We start from the raw sequence: 16,049 nt of genomic DNA, 5'->3' as shown, positions 1-16,049 counted from the left end.
TTTTTGCGCTCGATATCACGGCCGATCGCGCGGCGGCCCTGACCGGTCTGAACCACAAGACGGCGGCGGCGATCTACAGCCTCTTGCGGGCGCGCATGGCCGAGCTGGCGCAGGAGGGCTGCCCCTTTCGCGGCCAGGTCGAACTCGACGAGAGCTATTTCGGACCGACCCGTCAGCGCGGCCGGCCGGGGCTTGGCAAGGGGCGTGGCGTCAGGGGCAAGGTGCCGGTCTTCGGCATCCTCGAGCGCGGCGGGCGGGTGCATTGCCAGATCGTGAAAAACTGTTCGAAAGCAACGCTTCTGGCCATTGTCGAGGGCCATGTGGAGTTGTCGGCCGAACTCGTCACCGACGGCTTCCGAAGCTATGACGGCCTCGTCGAGGCGGGCTTCAAACGCCATCACCGGATCAACAGTCGGCGTGCATCGTTTTCGACGGTCACCAGCTCAGCACTTTCCGCGCTGTCCAGTCCATGATCGCGACCAGATACAGGAACCCGTGCCGAACAGGGATGAACGTAATGTCGGCACACCATGCGTGGTTGGGCCGTTCGATCGCCACCTTCCTCAGCAAATAGGGATAGACCGGATGTCGAGGATGTGGCTGGCTGGTCGTCGGACGTCTGTGAATCGCCTCCAGGCCCATCTTGGCCATCAGCCGCCGAATCCGGTGACGCCCAACAACAATGCCGTCCCGACGCAGATAGGCTGCGATCTGACGGCTGCCGAAGGACGGGTATTTGGTGAACACCCGGTCGATCACCTCCATCAGCGCCAGCGTTGCCGGATTGCTCCCGACCGGCGCGTAGTAAACCGCCGACCGGCTCAGCTTCATCAGTCGGCATTGTTGACTGATGCTCAACTCTGGATGGCCGCGGCAGATCGGCAAGCTTGGAATGGCGCGGTTCGAAGGCGTCGATCAGCTTGGCCCAGTGTTCTTTCGATGCTGCGAGCATGTCCTGGTCGAAAGCCGTTCTGAGCGCCGCGGTGACGATCGGGCGGTCCTTTTTGCCGACGCAGGCAAGCGCATTGCGCATGAAGTGAACCCGTCACCGCTGGACGGTCGCGCCGAGTACCTTGGCCGCCGCGGCCTTCAGGCCCTTGTGGTCGTCGGCGATGATCAGACGGGCGCCGTGCAGGCCGCGATCGGCGAGAGAGCGCAGGAATTCGTCCCAGAAGACCTCGGCCTCGCTGGACTGGACGGCGATACCCTGAACCTGCGGCGACCATCCAGATTGACGGCGACCGCCACTATGGCGGCGACGCTCGCGGCTCGCCCGCCGCGGCGGACCTTGATGTAGGTGGCGTCGAGCCAGAGGTAGGGCCATTCACCTCCAAAGGGTCGGCTCAGAAACGCATCGATCCGTTCGTCGATCTCGCCGCAAAGCCGCGAGACTTGGCTTTTCGATACGTCGGTCATGCCCATGGCCTTGACGAGGTCGTCCACAGAAACTGTATAGAGATCCTGAACGTACGCCTCCTGAATGACCGCAGTCATGCATCGCCGACAGGTGAATGGAACATTCACCGTAAGGGCCCTCTCCGTCGCTCTGCGGAGCTCCAGAAACTCGGGGAGGTAGCTGCCCTTGCGCAGCTTCGGAATCTTCACGTCGACCCTCCCGGCGCGGGTCTCCGAGGCTCTGGACCGGTAACCGTTGCAATGGTTCACACGGTCGTCGTTACGTTCGTGCGCCTCGGCGCCGCAGAGCTGGTCGACATCCAGCGCCATGAGGCGGTCGGCGACGAACCCGAGCATCTCGGCGAGCAACTGAATGTCGGGCGTCTCCGACAAAAGCGCGCGCAACGCGGCGGTCTCTGATAGGCTGTCCTTGGTCATGGTTTTTCTCCGCGGTCAAAGTCAGTTCGGCAAACCAAACCTTAGCCGAAGAACAACCGTGGCCGCCAAGCGACCGGCGCGCGCCTCGCTCCGCTCCGCGAAGGCTCCGCTCAGCCCGCGCTACCGGCGGAAGTTACACCAACTCCCGGGACATTGCTGATGACGTCGAGCATGTGCCCTAGGATCCGAAGATTAGAGGTGCCTGCGGGCCACAGCCGTATGGGGCACAAAAAAGATTGCGATGGTCCTGTCGAACCGCCCGCCCCAAAACCGCCTGACCAAACCAAAATCGTTCAGAACATGTATCGTCAATAGAACGGGGGTTGTCAGCGGTATGAAACCTCGTTGGCTGAGGTGCTCAAGGCCTGCTCTGCGATCCTGGTGAAGTATTGCGCTCCCAAGGGCAGGATGTCGTCATTAAAGCGGTAAGTCGGGCTGTGCAGATTCTGCCCTCCACCGACCGGGCCGTTGCCGATCCAGACATAGGCACCGGGTATGGCATCCAGCATGAAGGCGAAGTCCTCCGATGCCATGCTGGGCGCAAGGCCGGTGTCGACCGCCTCGGCCCCGACGACACGACCGGCGGCTTCGCGGGCGAGGGCTGCGGGGCCGATTGCATTGATCGTCGCGGGGTAGCGGCGCTTGTAGTCGAGCGTGGCGCTGGCGTGCATCGCCTCTGCCACGGCGCGGGCCCGGTGGGCCATCTCGGTCTCGAGCATGTCGCGGGTCTCGGGGCGCAATGTGCGTACGGTGCCGCACAGGGTGATCGTATCGGGGATCACGTTCAGCGTGTCGCCGGCATGAATCTGGGTGATCGAGATCACAGCCGGATCGGTCGGCGCCACGGCGCGGCTCACGAGCGTTTGCCAAGCCATTTGCACCTGCGCGGAGAGCGTGATCGGGTCGATGCCCTCATTCGGCATGGCGGCATGGCTGCTGCGCCCCACAAGGCGCAGTTCGAACGTGTCGAGCGCCGCCATTACCGGGCCATCATGCACCGCAAACCGCCCGGCCTCCAGCCCCGGCCAATTGTGCAGGGCAAAAACCTGTTCGATCGGAAAACGCGTGAACAGCCCGTCCTCAATCATTGAACGTGCACCACCCTCATTCTCTTCGGCAGGCTGGAAGATGAACACGACTGTACCTGGACCGGGCGGATGGTCCACCATGTATCGCGCAGCGCCCAGGAGCATGGCGGTATGGCCGTCATGGCCGCAGGCATGCATCTTGCCAGGCACGGTTGAGGCATAGGGTAGGCCGGTCGCCTCCTGAATATCGAGCGCGTCGATGTCAGCGCGCAGCCCAACCGCGCCACCTTCACCGTTGCGCAAGACCGCGACCACGCCGGTCCCGGCAATGCCCTCGTGCACCTCCAGCCCCATCGCCCGGAGTTCACCGGCGATAAAGGCGGCGGTGCGGTACTCTTCGAAGGCGGTTTCGGGGTGCGCGTGAAGGTGATGTCGCCAGGCGATCAACTTCGGTTGCAGCATCTCGATCTGTGCCGAAACAGACATGAGCGTCATCCTATCCAGACCGTCAGTCCGACCCCCAGCGCTATCCCGACAAGAAGCCAGGCCACGCGGTCGATCAACGGAATATGGCCCGCGGCCTCCGGTTTGCGCAGGTCGGCAGGTGTTCGTTTGACTTCTTCGTCGGCCTCGGGTGCATCCTCGCCCCCCAGAGCGCGCCCGAAGGCGTTAAAGAAGTCGTCCGCCGTTTTTCGGGCCACGCCCTGGATCAGGCGACTGCCGACACTGGCCAGCTTGCCGCCAACATCCGCCTCGGCCTGATAGCGCAGCCGCGTGCCGCCCCCCTCGGGCACAAGCGTGATGCGCGCCTCGCCCTTGGCAAATCCCGCGGCCCCGCCCTGGCCCTGGCCGCGCAGGGTATAGCCATGCGGCGGATCGAGATCGTCCAATTCGACCTTGCCGCGAAACGTCGCCGCCACAGGCCCGACGCGCATCACGACACGGGCCGTGAACTCACGCGCCCCGGTTTGTTCCATCGCCTCGCAGCCGGGGATTGCGCGGCACAACGTGTTAGGGTCATTTAGACCCTCCCAGACCATCTCGGGCGGCGCCGGGATCAAAGCCTCGCCGTCAAACCGCATCACTGACTCCCATGAGTTGTGTGTAGACGCGGTAGAGCGCCTGCGTGCCCTCTTCGCCATAACCACCGTCAACCAGCCGCTGGTAGAGGCGGCGGGCCAGCGCAAGGCCGGGCAGGTCGAGTCCCAGACGCTCGCACTCGGCCAATGCTATCGACATGTCCTTGACGAAATGGTGCACGAAAAACCCGGGTGAATAATCGGCGGCGACCATCTTCGGGCCCAATCCATTCAAAAGGAAACTCGACGCGGCCCCGGTGCCGATCACTTCCAGCACCTGGCCGAGCGACAACCCGGCGGCCTCGGCGTAGGCCAGGCTTTCGCTAACCGCCAGCATCGTGGACGCGATGGCGATCTGGTTGGCCATTTTGGTATGCTGCCCGGCTCCAGCCGCGCCCATATGCACGATGGTGGTGCCCATCGCCTCGAACAAAGGCCGGGCGCGGGCGAACCCCTCGTCGGAACCGCCGGCCATGATGGTGAGCGTTCCGGTGCGTGCGCCACCGTCACCGCCGGACACCGGCGCATCGAGCGCCGTCATCCCGCGCGTGACAGCCGCCCTTGCGATGCGCCGGGCCAGGTCCGGGCTAGAGGTGGTCATGTCAATCAGAAGCGCCCCCTCGTGCGCGTGCGCGACGATGCCAGCAGGGCCGAGATAGACCTCTTCGACATCGCGGGGATAGCCGACGACGGTGATCACCACGTCGCTCGCCGCCGCGACCTTGCCGGGGCTGTCACACCACACCGCACCACGCCCGATCAGGTCCTCGGCTTTGGACCGGGTTCGATTATAGACGTTCAGGTCGTGACCGGCGTCGAGGAGATGCCCGGCCATGCTTTGCCCCATGATCCCGAGACCGATGAACCCGACCTTCATTTTCTTAGCTGTTGCACTCATGCCTCGCCTGTCCTCTCCTGGTTTTCGTCCGCCTCGCGCACCAGGGCGCGAATGTACTGCGGGCTGAGCGGCATTCGGGTTGCCGTCACACCCAACGGCGCGAGCGCATCATTGACCGCGTTCGCGATGACCCCAATCGCGCCCATGATCCCGCCTTCGGCCATGCCTTTTATGCCCGCAGGGGTGGATCGGTTTGGCGTGTGCATCGGGATGATCTCGACTTTCGGCAGTTCGGTCGCAGTGGCGACCAGGTAGTCGGCCAGTGTCGCCGACAGGTTCTGGCCGGTCTCGTCATAGATCACCTGTTCGAACAGGGCGCCGCTCAACCCCATCGCGACCGCGCCATGTTGCTGGCCCTCAACCACCAGCGGGTTGATGACGGTTCCGCAATCCTCGGCGACAAGATAGCGGCGGATGTCGATCCGCCCGGTGAACTTGTCGATCTCGACCTCGCAGGCATGGGTCGCATTTGAATAGGTCATGGGCGGCGGGTCATAGGTGAGCGAAACGTCGAGACCCGGCGCGACCTTGTCCGGCAGTGCGGTTGGATCGAGATAGGCGCGCTGCGCAATGTCTTTCAGGCCAAGCCCGGTCGGCTGCCAGTCGTCATCCAACCGGCGTTCGACATGACCATCGCGAAGACGCAGCCCGCGCGCGTCGTTCAGGCTGAGCATCCCGGCGGCAATCGCCAGAACCTTTTCCTGCGCCTTCCGCGCACAGAGATAGAGCGTGCCACCCCCGGCCGTCGCCCCGCGCGCCCCACGACTGCCCATGCCGTAGGGTGCAATGTCGGTATGGCCCATGTGGACCGTGACAGTCTCTGCGGAAACCCCCAACCCCTCAGCCACCGCTTGGGCCAGTGGCGTTTCATAGCCCTGCCCCGTGCCCATCAAACCGACCGAGGCATTAACCGCGCCCGATGGCTCGATCCGGACCCAGGCGGCCTCGTGGCCCGAACCGGGAATGCCGGCGGCTTTGTAGAATTGCGAGCCGTAGGTGGTGCTTTCGACCACCGTGCACAAGCCTAGGCCCACAAGTCGCCCTTCGTCCCGGGCGCGCGCCTGCCGGGCACGGAATGCGGAAATGTCGATGGCACTCACCGCGCCCTCAAGCGTCTCACGCGAGGTGATATCCGCCAAAACCTCGCCGGTGGCCATGGTATAGGGCAGATCGCCGGGCCCAAGCGCGTTGATCCGACGCACCTCGACCGCGTCCAGCCCAAGCTCGCGCGCCACGGCATCCAGTGTGCCATCCATGACCCAACTGGTGATCGCCATCGGCGCGCGCATTGGGCCGTTGCCGCACTTGTTCGTCAGCACCACCTTCACGTCAAAAGAATAGTCGGCGATCCGGTAAGGGCCGGTGAGAATCATCGCGATCACACGAGCCATGTAGTTTGCGGGATAGAAGCAGTAGGCGCCAAAATCCTCGACAAGCTCCAGTTCCAGCCCGAGGATGCGCCCGTCGCCACGCACGGCGGCGCGGGTAACACAGCGGGTCTCTCGGGCGTGGCTGGCCGCCATCAGATTCTCGGCCCGGTCCTCGCGCCAGTGCAGGGGCTGCCCAAGATGGCGGGACAGCGCCGCCACTGCCAGTTCCTCGCGATAAAGCGCGATCTTCTGGCCAAAAGCCCCGCCGACATCAGGGCTGATTACCGTGACCTGCGATTCCGACAGTCCCAGCCGCCCGGCAAGCTGGCCGCGCAACGGGTGCGGCACCTGGGTGCCGATCTGCATGGTCAGATGCTCTCGACCTTCATCCCAGTCCGCCATGCAACCGCGCGTCTCGAGCGGCACATGCGTATGGCGCTGAAGATCGAAAGTTGTCTCAATAACCCGGGCGGCCTCCGCGCGGCGGGCCGCCAGGTCGCCGGCGGAAAAACTCTGATGCGAGACCAGGTTGTCGGGCAGGCTTTCATCGACCCGCGCAGCCCCGGGCGCCAGCGCGCTCGCGGTGTCGGCGACGCAGGGCAGAGGCTCATATGCGACCTCGATCAAGTCGACGGCATCCTCGGCGACATAACGGTCGCGCGCCACCACGACCGCGACCGGGTCGCCGTGAAACCGAACCTTGTCTATCGGGAGCGTTGTCATTTCGACCGGGTGCAGCCCTTCAATAGGCGGGGCAAGACGCAGGGGTGTGGTCCATTCAGCAAGATCGCGCCCTGTGAACACACCGATTACGCCGGGCAATGCACATGCTGCCGTGCTGTCGATTCCGACAATTCGGGCGTGGGCATGGGGCGCGCGCAGGAAACAGACCTGCGCCACGCCCGGTGGTACGATGTCGTCCAGATATCGGCCTTTGCCGAGCAGGAATCGGCGATCCTCGCGGCGCGGCAGCGGTTTGCCGATCTGGGAGAACTTAGCCGCGACACTCATGCTGGAGCCCGCGCGCGTATCTCCGCCGCGGCCCGTATCACCGCCTTGACGATGTTCTGATATCCCGTGCAACGGCACAGGTTTCCCGACAACAGATCGCGGATCTCGACCTCGTCCGGGTCGGGATGGTCGCGCAAATAGGCCGTGACCGTCATGATGATCCCGGGGGTGCAGAACCCACATTGCAGCCCGTGAACCTGGTGCAGCGCCTGCTGAAGCGGGCTGAGCCGGTCACCCTCGGAAACGGCCTCGATGGTTGTCAGATCATGGCCTTCCATCTGCACTGCAAATGTCAGACAGGCGCGGGCGGGCTGGCCGTCGATCAGGATGGTACACGCCCCACAGACGCCGTGTTCGCAGCCGACATGTGTGCCGGTGAGGCCGAGATCTTCACGCAGAACATCCGACAGCAGCTTGCGTGGCGGCACCGTGACCTCGTGAACCGCTCCGTTGACGGCGAGCGAAAGCGTAACCGGCGCGGTCATGTGGTGACCTCCGGCCAATCGGCGGTGACGCGGCGCAGCGCGCGCGCGGTCAGAGTCTCGACCAGATCGCGTCGGTATTTTGCCGGCACCAGCGGATCGTCCTCGGGTGTAATCGCCGCGGCGGCGTTGCGGGCCAAGTCCAGAATTGTGTCGCCATCGGGCACCAACCCGACCGCCCTTTGCTCAACAGCTGTCAGGCGCATTGGCACCGGTCCAACGCCCCCCACCCCAAGGCGAAGGGCCACAATCGCCCCGGCGTCGTCGAGCTGCAGCGTCAGCGCGACTGCGACGATCGCGAAATCGCCGTGGCGGCGGCTGAACAGGTCAAAAGCCCAACGTTCACCATCTGGCTGGCGTGGAAAGCACACTCCGGTCACAAGTTCGTCGCCCGCGAGATCGACCGACATGATCGCACGAAGGAACTCCGCAGCGGCCACTGTCCGGCGGCCGCGGCGAGAACGCACCATCACATCGGCCCCGAGCGTCACCGCGACCAGGGGTAATTGCGCCGCAGGATCTGCTTGCACCAGGCTCCCGCCGAGGGTGCCGCGCTGGCGGATGGCATAATGGCCGATGGTCGCGGCCGCATCGGCCAGGAGCGGCACCCCTTGCCTGATCTCGGGCGCGGTGGCAACGCGGTGATGCCGGGTCAGAGCGCCGACCTCGACCCATTCGCCATGGTCAATGACCCTATCAAGCTCGATCAGATCGTTCAGGTCGATCAGGTGTTCGGGCTGCGCAAGCCGCATGTTCAGCATTGGCCCGAGGCTCTGCCCTCCGCCCAGTGCCTTGGCCGCTGCACCGTGCTGAGCAAGCAGAGCCAGCGCCTCGTCGACGCTGCCTGGTCGATGAAATGTAAAAGCGGCGGGTTTCATTTTGTGATCACTACCAGAGCAGGGTTTCGCCACTGTCCTTGTCGAACAGGTGCAAACGGTTCAGATCGACAGACAAGGCGACATCGTCGCCAAGATTGTGGGCAAGATCCTTGCCGACCCGGAAAAACAGCTCCTGCCCCGCAAGATCGAAACCGAGGAACTGGTCCGACCCCACCGGCAGGATCGAGTTGACCTTGCCGCGGATCACAGACCCCGCAGCGCCCGCGGCGGTTTCGTCCACATCTTCCGCCCGGATGCCCAGCCGAACTTCACGCCCATGGCTGGAACCAAGTTTGGCCGCGATGGAAGCCGGAAGATCGAACGCAAGGTCGCCACGGCGAAAACGCGCGGTGCTCCCGTCGGTGCTTTCGATCTGACCATCGATATAGTTGATCGGCGGGTTGCCCAGGAACGAGGCGACAAAGGTGTTCTTTGGACGCTCATAGATGTCGTCCGGCGTTCCGATCTGCTGCACCACGCCATCGTTCATCACCACAATGCGGTCGGCCAGCGTCAGCGCTTCGGCCTGGTCATGAGTGACATAAACGAACGTGGTCTGCATCGCGCGGTGCAGTTCCTTGATCTCGGCCCGCATCGAGATGCGCAGCGCTGCGTCGAGGTTGGACAGCGGTTCGTCCATCAGAAACGCAGCAGGCTCGCGAACCATCGCCCGACCTAGTGCAACGCGCTGGCGCTGTCCGCCCGAAAGCTGTGACGGGCGCCGATCAAGCAGGTGGTCGATCTCGAGCTTTCCGGCGGCCTCGCGAACCCTGCGCTCGATCTCGTCGCGGGGCACCTTGCGCATCTTGAGGCCGAAGCCAATGTTGTCGAATACCGACTTGTGCGGATAGAGTGCATAGGACTGAAACACCATCGCCACATCGCGCCGATGCGGCGGGGCGAAGTTGACGATCTCGTCGTCGAACCGCAGCGCACCGTCGGAAATATCCTCGAGTCCCGCGATCATGTTCAACGTCGTGGACTTGCCACAGCCCGACGGCCCCAAAAGGACGATGAATTCCTTATCCTGAATGTCGAGGTTCAGATCCTTAACGGCATGAAAACCGTTGGAATACTTCTTTTCGACATGTTCGAAACGGATGCGTGCCAAGGGAGTGCCCTTTCTATCCTTTCACCGCGCCGGCGGTCAGGCCGGAGACGATGTAGCGTTCGAAGATCACCGCGACGACTACGGGCGGCACGATGGCCAACACGCCGGCGGCGTTGATGAAGGAGAAACTGATGGTGAAATCCGAGGTGAAGGCTGCCAGCACGATCGGCAGGGTTTGCGACGCCTCGGTCTGGGTGAACATCAGCGCCAGCAGGAATTCGTTCCAACTGGTCAGGAACGTAAACAGGATCACCGCGACCAGCGACGGCAGCGACAGCGGCAGGAATACCCGCACCAGCGACTGAAAACGAGAGCAGCCATCGACCCGCGCGGCCTTGTCCAGTTCGTCCGGCAGGCCCTCGAAGAACTGCACGAGGATGAACACCGTGAATGGCACGGTAACGGCGAGATATGTCAGGACCAGCGAGCCGAGGCTGTCGAGCAAACCGAGCTTGCGGATCACCAAGAAGAACGGCACGACCAGCGCAATATCGGGGATAACACGGGTCACGAGGATGAAGTAGACCGAGGCATCCCGGCCCAGGAACCTGATCTTGGCCAAGGCATAGGCCGCCGGCACGCCGACCAGGAGATTCAAGATCACCACCAACGTCGCAACGATCAGGCTGTTTCCCATCGCCGGCAGAAGGTTCCCGGCTGTCGACGGGATGTATCCGCCCGAGGCCGGGTCCTGTCCGCTGCGCGTTTCATAGGTGACCTCTTCTTCCGCGGTGGCGCCGAAGATCGCCTCGAAGTTCATGAGCGTCGGGTTTTCCGGTATCCAGTGTGGCGGAACCGATACGATCTCCGCCTCGGTCTGGAATGAAGACGACACCAGCCAGGTCACCGGCGCGAGCACATAGAGCATCAGGACAATCGCACTGACGAAGATCACCACGTTTCGGGTCAGGTGCGACAGGGCCAGGCGGCGGCGGTCGTCGATCAGATTTGCGCGTTCAGTCGTGGCCATGATCAGATTCTCCGGCCCAGGGTTCTGATGAAGATGTAGGACAGCGCGAAGGTCACCAGCGCCAGCACATAGGACATCGCTGCACCCGATCCGAACGACAGGTTGCGGAAGGTCTCGACATAGATGTGCCAGGACAGAACATGGCTTGCGTCGCCCGGCCCGCCCTCGGTCAAAATGAAGAACAGGTCGAAATGCCGGATTGCCATCATGGTCTCGTAGATCATCACCAGCATGAACCCGGGTTTCATCGCCGGCAGGGTGATGTGGAAAAACCGTTGCCAGATATTCGCCCCATCAACCCGTGCTGCCTGGTAGAGATCGGCCGGAATGGCCTTGAGTGAGACCAGCAGCAGGATCGTGGCCAGCGGCACCTCCTTCCACACGAAGGCGTTGGCGATCAGAAAGATCGTCTTGTCCTGATCCCCCAGCCAGATCATGTATTTGTCAATGAAATCCAGCTGGTAGAGCAGCCCATTCAACGCGCCATAGCCGGAATCGTAAATCCACTTCCACATCAGGGCGTTGGCGACATAGGGAATCGCCCAAGGGATCAGAAGGATCGTTGACAGCACCCGGCGGCCACGGAATTCCTGGTTCAAGAGCAGCGAGACCAGCAGAGCGATCACCGCGATGGCGCTGACCGAGACCACCGAAAACGTCACCGTGCGCCAGACTGACACCCAGAACAGCTCGTTTGAAAACAGGTCGGTGTAGTTGTCGAACCAGACAAAGGGGGTTTGGTTTGGCCGGGTCAGCTTGATCCGGAAAAAGCTGAGATAGAGGGAATAAAGGATGGGAAAGACCGCGACCCCCATGAGCACGACCATGACCGGCGCCAGGAACAGGGCCGCGTTTCGTTCGTCATAACCGAACCTCTGGCGAAGGCGACGCCCGCGCCCGGATGGTGAAACTGTATCCGTCACTGTGATCCTGCCCCTGCTGGTCGTGCCGCCTCAGCCCCGGCGCGGTCGCCCGCGCCGGGGTCAGTCGGGCCCTAGTATTCGCTCTTCAATTCGTCCCAGAGCTCGGCCGATTTTTCGATCGCGGCCGCAACGTCGCTGTTGCCGAGGATCGCGGATTGCCAGGCCGAACCGTTGGTCTCGCTCCACTCGCCGAACCACGGCGTGACCACGTCCTTCTTCAATGCCAGCGCCTGTTGCGCCTTGATCACGTCGACATCGCCATAGGCGTTGTAGGCCGCCTGAATCTCGGGATCGTCGAACAGCGGCTTCACGCCAAACCCGGCGCCGATATCGAGAAACAGGAGCTTCTGGAATGTATAGGCACCGTTGGCCTTTCCGCCGAACCATTCGATCAACTTGGCAGCCCGCTCGGCGCGCTGCGGATCGGCGGCCGCCTGGCTGGCCATGCCGTGAAAGCGCATCCAGCCGACCGTATTGTGATCGCCATTGGCACCCTTGGGCATAAGCGCCTGCTTGACCTTTCCGGCGATCTGGCTCTGTTCGGGATCGTTCAGCATTCGGAGGCGGTATTTTGCCACCATCGCAAAGGCGTGGTTGCCCGAGGCAAAAGCCTTCAGTCCGGACAATTCGCCGGTCTCGACGCAGCCGGGCGACACGATGGCATGTTTGTTGACGGCGTCGACCACCCATTGCAGCGCTTCGACTGCACCGTCCCGCTCATGCTGCATGATCGACATGCCGGAATCGTCCGTGAACCGGCCGCCATGCGAGTAGACCAGTGCCGCCATGAACTCGATCAGCCAGCTTTCCTGGGCCATCGCCAACATCATCGGGTAGTCGGATATGCCCTTTTCCTTCATCACCAGCGATTGCTCGACCACTTCGTCCCAGGTCGTCGGTGGGCCGTCAAAACCCGCCTCTTTCACTTTTTCCTCGTCATAGAGGAAGGCCATGAAATCGGTGTAGTAGGTCAGACCGTACTGACGGCCGTTGTAGGTCATGGAATCAGTGCAGAAATCCTCGGCCTCGTTGTTGTAGGCCATGAGAAAATCGAAATCGTCGACCGGCGAGATCCAGCCCGCCTCGGCCCATTCCGGCAGCCAGGAATCCGACACCCACATCATGTCAAGCGGCGCGCCGCCCACGAACTTGGTGACCATACCTTCCCGATACTGCGCCCAGGGGGCGTTGCCGTAGTTGACCGCGATGCCGGTGGCGTCGGTGAAGGCGTTGAGGTGGCTTTGTACTGTATCGACTGCGGCCGACCAGGTTTGCATGTTGATCGCTTGGTCCTGCGCCATGGCAAAGCGTGCCGGACCGGCCAGCGCCATGGCCCCCGCCGCGGCCGAGCCCCTGAGAAAATCCCGGCGTGGAATATGCGTCTTCAAGTGTCGTGACATGTCGTCCTCCCTGTGTTTTCCGGCCGCCGCCAGACGCGGCAAACCGAGTCGTGAGGACCGCTTCACCCGAAGGCCCGACCCTTCACGCACAACAGTGTTAACGTCGACATATGTTGTCGTCAATTGACGACTTACCAGAAAAATTGCACTGAATGCCGTTACGTCAAGGTCTGGCCATGCTCCCAACCTGAAAAAGCCGTTGCGACACGGAGCCTGAGCGGATACCGGAAGTTTTCTTTGTGCCAAGACTTCATAGACACTCAGTCACGCGCGCCACCGTGCGAATCGACCATGTCGCGAAACCCGCCAAGGAACATCCTGACGCTCATGGTAACCACCTGGTCCTCTGGCACGCGCCAACTCGCCTTGTAGATGTGACGCCGGATCGCATAGTGCGAAATCGCTCCGTGCAACGTCCACGCCATCTCCCGTGTCGCATCGGGATCGTCCGGCAGGGCCACATCAAGCTCCTGCGCAACTTCACGCATGATCACATCCAGCAGTTGAGTTACGATGCTGGCGATATAATCCGGTGCCATCGAGGAATCGGAAAGCGATGCATAAAGAAACAAACGCAACCACTTACGTGTGAGTGTCGTATCCAGATAATCGACATAAAAGCGCTCGAGTCTGACCTCCACCGGTTGGCTCCGGTCCTGCAACGCAACAAACCAATCGGCCTTGAAGGCGCCCAGAATTTCCTCCCGGTAGACCTCGGCGAGCAGATCCTCCTTGGTGGGAAAGAACCGATAGAGCAGACGTTGGGAAATGCCGCAAGCCTCCGCCAGACGCCGGGTCTGACCGGTCAACCCGTTTTCAGCGAAAAATTCGGTCGATGTCGCGAGGATCTGTGCGCGACGCTCGGCATGTGGAAGGCGCCCCGACCCGTTTGCCGCCGCCTTTTTTTCGCCAGGTTTGCGACCCTGCGCACGCAACGCATCCGATTTCGCCTTCACTTCGACACCCTCTCTGCACGCCCCGTTCCGCATATTCTATGTGGCGATTGGGGCCAAGATACCTCACGGATATCACCGTAACATCATCGTATTCGATTGACGACTTATTGGTTGCAATCTCACGAAATTCACCTCTAACCTTAGGCGAGCCGAAGTTTGCATACAGGAATCAAGAGAATGATCTACGAACAGCGAACCTACCGTGTTGGCGCCGGGAAGGCGCCCGAGTTCTTGAAACTGTATGAAGCCGAGGGGCTCGAGATCATCACAAAGTACGCCACATTGATCGGCTGCTGGACCACGGAAAGCGGGCCGTTGAATTCGGTCGTGTTCCTCTGGGCCTACGACGATTTCGGCCACCGCAGCGCCCAACGAGCCAAGCTCGCGGCCGACGACGCGTGGCAGGCTTTCGTGCCAAAACTATTGCCATACCTCGTACATCAGGAAAGCGTGTTTTTGACACCCGCGGCATTCTCGCCGCATGCGTAGGAGTGTTTCCGGGTTTCTATGAAAGTGACCCCTCGCCTCGTAGAGAGGATCGTGCCGCGCGCGGAAGATCACCCCATTGTGTGTGCTTCGACTTACAGTCTGCCGTTCTTCGTTCAGAGGGAGTCCAAGATGACGAAAGGACAGAAGCGGGGGCCGGGGTTCCTGTTCGGAGGCGCTCTTAGGGTAGTGTCCCCGGGGATGGTGTAGGAGGCCGCGCGCGAAGCCTTTGGCTTAGCGCAGCGCGCGGCCGGGCTGGCGGCCACCGCGTTTCTTCGTAGTCTGAGGTTGTTCAACGACCGATGACAACGAAGGAGAACACGATGACCGATGCCATGATCGACCTTCCTGGCGTGATCGCCAAGAGCGATGACGCGGATTTTTTGCGCGAGCTGATCCAGGACGCCGCGCAGCGGCTTATGGACATCGAGGTGGCCGCTGTCTGCGGGGCCGGACACGGCGAGCGCAGCCCGGACCGTGAGAACCAGCGGAACGGCTACCGGCCGCGCCAGTGGGATACCCGCGCGGGCACCATCGGCCTGAACATCCCGAAGCTGCGCAAGGGTAGCTACTTCCCGACCTTCCTCGAGCCGCGCAGGACCGCCGAGAAGGCGCTGATGGCCGTGATACAGGAGGCCTACATCCATGGCGTTTCGACGCGGTCCGTTGATGATTTGGTGCGCGCCATGGGGTTGACGGGCACCTCCAAGAGCCTGGTCTCGCGGCTGTGCGAGGAGATCGACGAGCGGGTGCAGGCGTTCCTCAACCGCCCGCTGGAGGGCGACTGGCCCTTTCTCTGGCTCGACGCCACCTACGTCAAGCTGCGCGAGGGCGGGCGGATCGTCTCCATGGCGGTGATAGTGGCCGTGGCGGTCAATACCGACGGGCGGCGCGAGATCCTGGGGATCACCGTCATGCCATCCGAGGCAGAAACGTTCTGGACCGACTTCCTGCGCTCTTTGACACGGCGCGGGTTGCGCGGCGTGCAGATGGTCATCAGCGACGCCCATGAGGGCCTGAAGGCTGCTGCGCGCAAGGTCCTGAGCGCCGGGTGGCAGCGCTGTCGCGTGCATTTCCAGCGCAACCTGCTGGCCCGCGTAAGCAAGGCGAACAAGCCTGTGGTCAGCGCCGTGGTGAAGACCGTCTTCGCCGAGAAGAACCGCGACCGGGCCCATGCCCGCTGGCGCGAAGTCGCCGACAACCTTCGTGACCGGTTCCGCGATGTCGCCGAACTGATGGAGCGAGCCTTTGTCCGCCATTGGTCCGAGGACAATGGCGAACGCCGAACACGACGTGCTGGCCTACATGGCCTATGACGAGAGCCTGCGCTCGAAATTGCACAGCACCAACCCCTTGGAGCGCGTCAACAAGGAGATCAAGCGGCGCACCAACGTCGTCGGCATCTTCCCCAACCGCGAGGCCGTCGTCCGCCTCGTCGGGGCGCTCATGTTGGAGCAAAATGATGAGTGGGCCGTCTCCCGCCGCTACATGCCGGTGGAAAAGCTGACGGCCCTGTGCAACCATGATGACGAGACGGCAATGATCGCCGCTCAGTGAACGAGCGACACCAGCTATGAAGAAGCAGGTGAATGCCAGTTCCTACACCACGCCACGGGGCACTACC

General features: G+C 62.5%; 13 protein-coding genes and 3 pseudogenes. 3 read left to right on the top strand and 13 right to left on the bottom strand.

What is annotated here, in order from left to right:
* The first annotated feature begins 14 nt into the window (after positions 1–14).
* Positions 15–473, top strand: a complete 459-nt coding sequence (locus tag FVF75_RS10570; protein ID WP_342779811.1) for an IS1595 family transposase — start codon at positions 15–17, stop codon at positions 471–473.
* On the opposite strand, the pseudogene FVF75_RS10565 reads toward FVF75_RS10570, so the two are convergent.
* The 13 genes and pseudogenes from FVF75_RS10565 to FVF75_RS10505 form a co-directional block, all read right to left on the bottom strand.
* Positions 439–873 (bottom strand): annotated as a pseudogene (locus FVF75_RS10565) (IS3 family transposase); the annotation flags it as partial. The gene FVF75_RS10570 and the pseudogene FVF75_RS10565 sit on opposite strands and share 35 nt — an antisense overlap.
* Positions 869–1,833, bottom strand: a pseudogene (locus FVF75_RS10560) (IS256 family transposase); the annotation flags it as partial. The pseudogenes FVF75_RS10560 and FVF75_RS10565, both read right to left, overlap by 5 nt.
* A 326-nt stretch (positions 1,834–2,159) precedes the next feature.
* Positions 2,160–3,347 (bottom strand): M20 aminoacylase family protein, encoded by a 1,188-nt coding sequence (locus FVF75_RS10555; RefSeq protein ID WP_148377947.1) that lies wholly within the window; start codon positions 3,345–3,347, stop codon positions 2,160–2,162.
* Positions 3,348–3,352: 5 nt separating this feature from the next.
* Positions 3,353–3,943, bottom strand: coding sequence for an SRPBCC family protein (locus FVF75_RS10550; RefSeq protein ID WP_148377946.1), 591 nt, complete (start codon positions 3,941–3,943; stop codon positions 3,353–3,355).
* Complete coding sequence (locus tag FVF75_RS10545; protein ID WP_148377945.1) at positions 3,933–4,838, bottom strand: NAD(P)-dependent oxidoreductase; 906 nt, start codon at positions 4,836–4,838, stop codon at positions 3,933–3,935. Before FVF75_RS10545 ends, FVF75_RS10550 begins: the two co-directional genes overlap by 11 nt.
* Positions 4,835–7,219: a xanthine dehydrogenase family protein molybdopterin-binding subunit gene (locus FVF75_RS10540; RefSeq protein ID WP_148377951.1), complete on the bottom strand. Its 2,385-nt coding sequence runs from the start codon at positions 7,217–7,219 to the stop codon at positions 4,835–4,837. The genes FVF75_RS10545 and FVF75_RS10540 overlap by 4 nt, the downstream gene beginning before the upstream one ends.
* Entirely contained in the window at positions 7,216–7,704 is a 489-nt protein-coding gene (locus FVF75_RS17745) for a (2Fe-2S)-binding protein (RefSeq protein ID WP_148377944.1), read from the bottom strand. Before FVF75_RS17745 ends, FVF75_RS10540 begins: the two co-directional genes overlap by 4 nt.
* A complete protein-coding gene (locus tag FVF75_RS10530; protein WP_148377943.1) occupies positions 7,701–8,579 on the bottom strand; it encodes an FAD binding domain-containing protein in 879 nt (292 codons plus the stop codon). Before FVF75_RS10530 ends, FVF75_RS17745 begins: the two co-directional genes overlap by 4 nt.
* A 10-nt stretch (positions 8,580–8,589) precedes the next feature.
* Positions 8,590–9,690 carry an ABC transporter ATP-binding protein gene (locus tag FVF75_RS10525; protein ID WP_148377942.1) on the bottom strand — a complete coding sequence of 367 codons (1,101 nt, stop codon included), beginning with the start codon at positions 9,688–9,690 and terminating at the stop codon, positions 8,590–8,592.
* A 13-nt stretch (positions 9,691–9,703) separates the two neighbouring features.
* Positions 9,704–10,660 carry a carbohydrate ABC transporter permease gene (locus FVF75_RS10520; RefSeq protein ID WP_222861219.1) on the bottom strand — a complete coding sequence of 319 codons (957 nt, stop codon included), beginning with the start codon at positions 10,658–10,660 and terminating at the stop codon, positions 9,704–9,706.
* Between the two features lie 2 nt (positions 10,661–10,662).
* Positions 10,663–11,487, bottom strand: a complete 825-nt coding sequence (locus FVF75_RS10515; RefSeq protein ID WP_148377941.1) for a carbohydrate ABC transporter permease — start codon at positions 11,485–11,487, stop codon at positions 10,663–10,665.
* A gap of 167 nt (positions 11,488–11,654) precedes the next feature.
* Positions 11,655–12,983 (bottom strand): extracellular solute-binding protein, encoded by a 1,329-nt coding sequence (locus FVF75_RS10510; RefSeq protein WP_148377940.1) that lies wholly within the window; start codon positions 12,981–12,983, stop codon positions 11,655–11,657.
* A 260-nt stretch (positions 12,984–13,243) separates the two neighbouring features.
* Positions 13,244–13,939, bottom strand: a complete 696-nt coding sequence (locus FVF75_RS10505) for a TetR/AcrR family transcriptional regulator (RefSeq protein ID WP_222861218.1) — start codon at positions 13,937–13,939, stop codon at positions 13,244–13,246.
* A gap of 177 nt (positions 13,940–14,116) precedes the next feature.
* Between FVF75_RS10505 and FVF75_RS10500 the strand changes: the two genes are divergently transcribed.
* Together FVF75_RS10500 and FVF75_RS10495 are read left to right on the top strand one after the other, a co-directional pair.
* Positions 14,117–14,428, top strand: coding sequence for an NIPSNAP family protein (locus tag FVF75_RS10500; RefSeq protein ID WP_148377939.1), 312 nt, complete (start codon positions 14,117–14,119; stop codon positions 14,426–14,428).
* A gap of 320 nt (positions 14,429–14,748) precedes the next feature.
* Positions 14,749–15,982, top strand: a pseudogene (locus tag FVF75_RS10495) (IS256 family transposase).
* The last annotated feature ends 67 nt before the right edge of the window (positions 15,983–16,049 follow it).

It is taken from the genome of Maritimibacter fusiformis (assembly GCF_008086115.1).
Taxonomy (GTDB): Bacteria; Pseudomonadota; Alphaproteobacteria; order Rhodobacterales; family Rhodobacteraceae; genus Muriiphilus; species Muriiphilus fusiformis.
The sequence above is the reverse complement of the archived record's forward strand: the minus strand, read 5'-3'. Positions and strand labels throughout refer to the sequence as shown.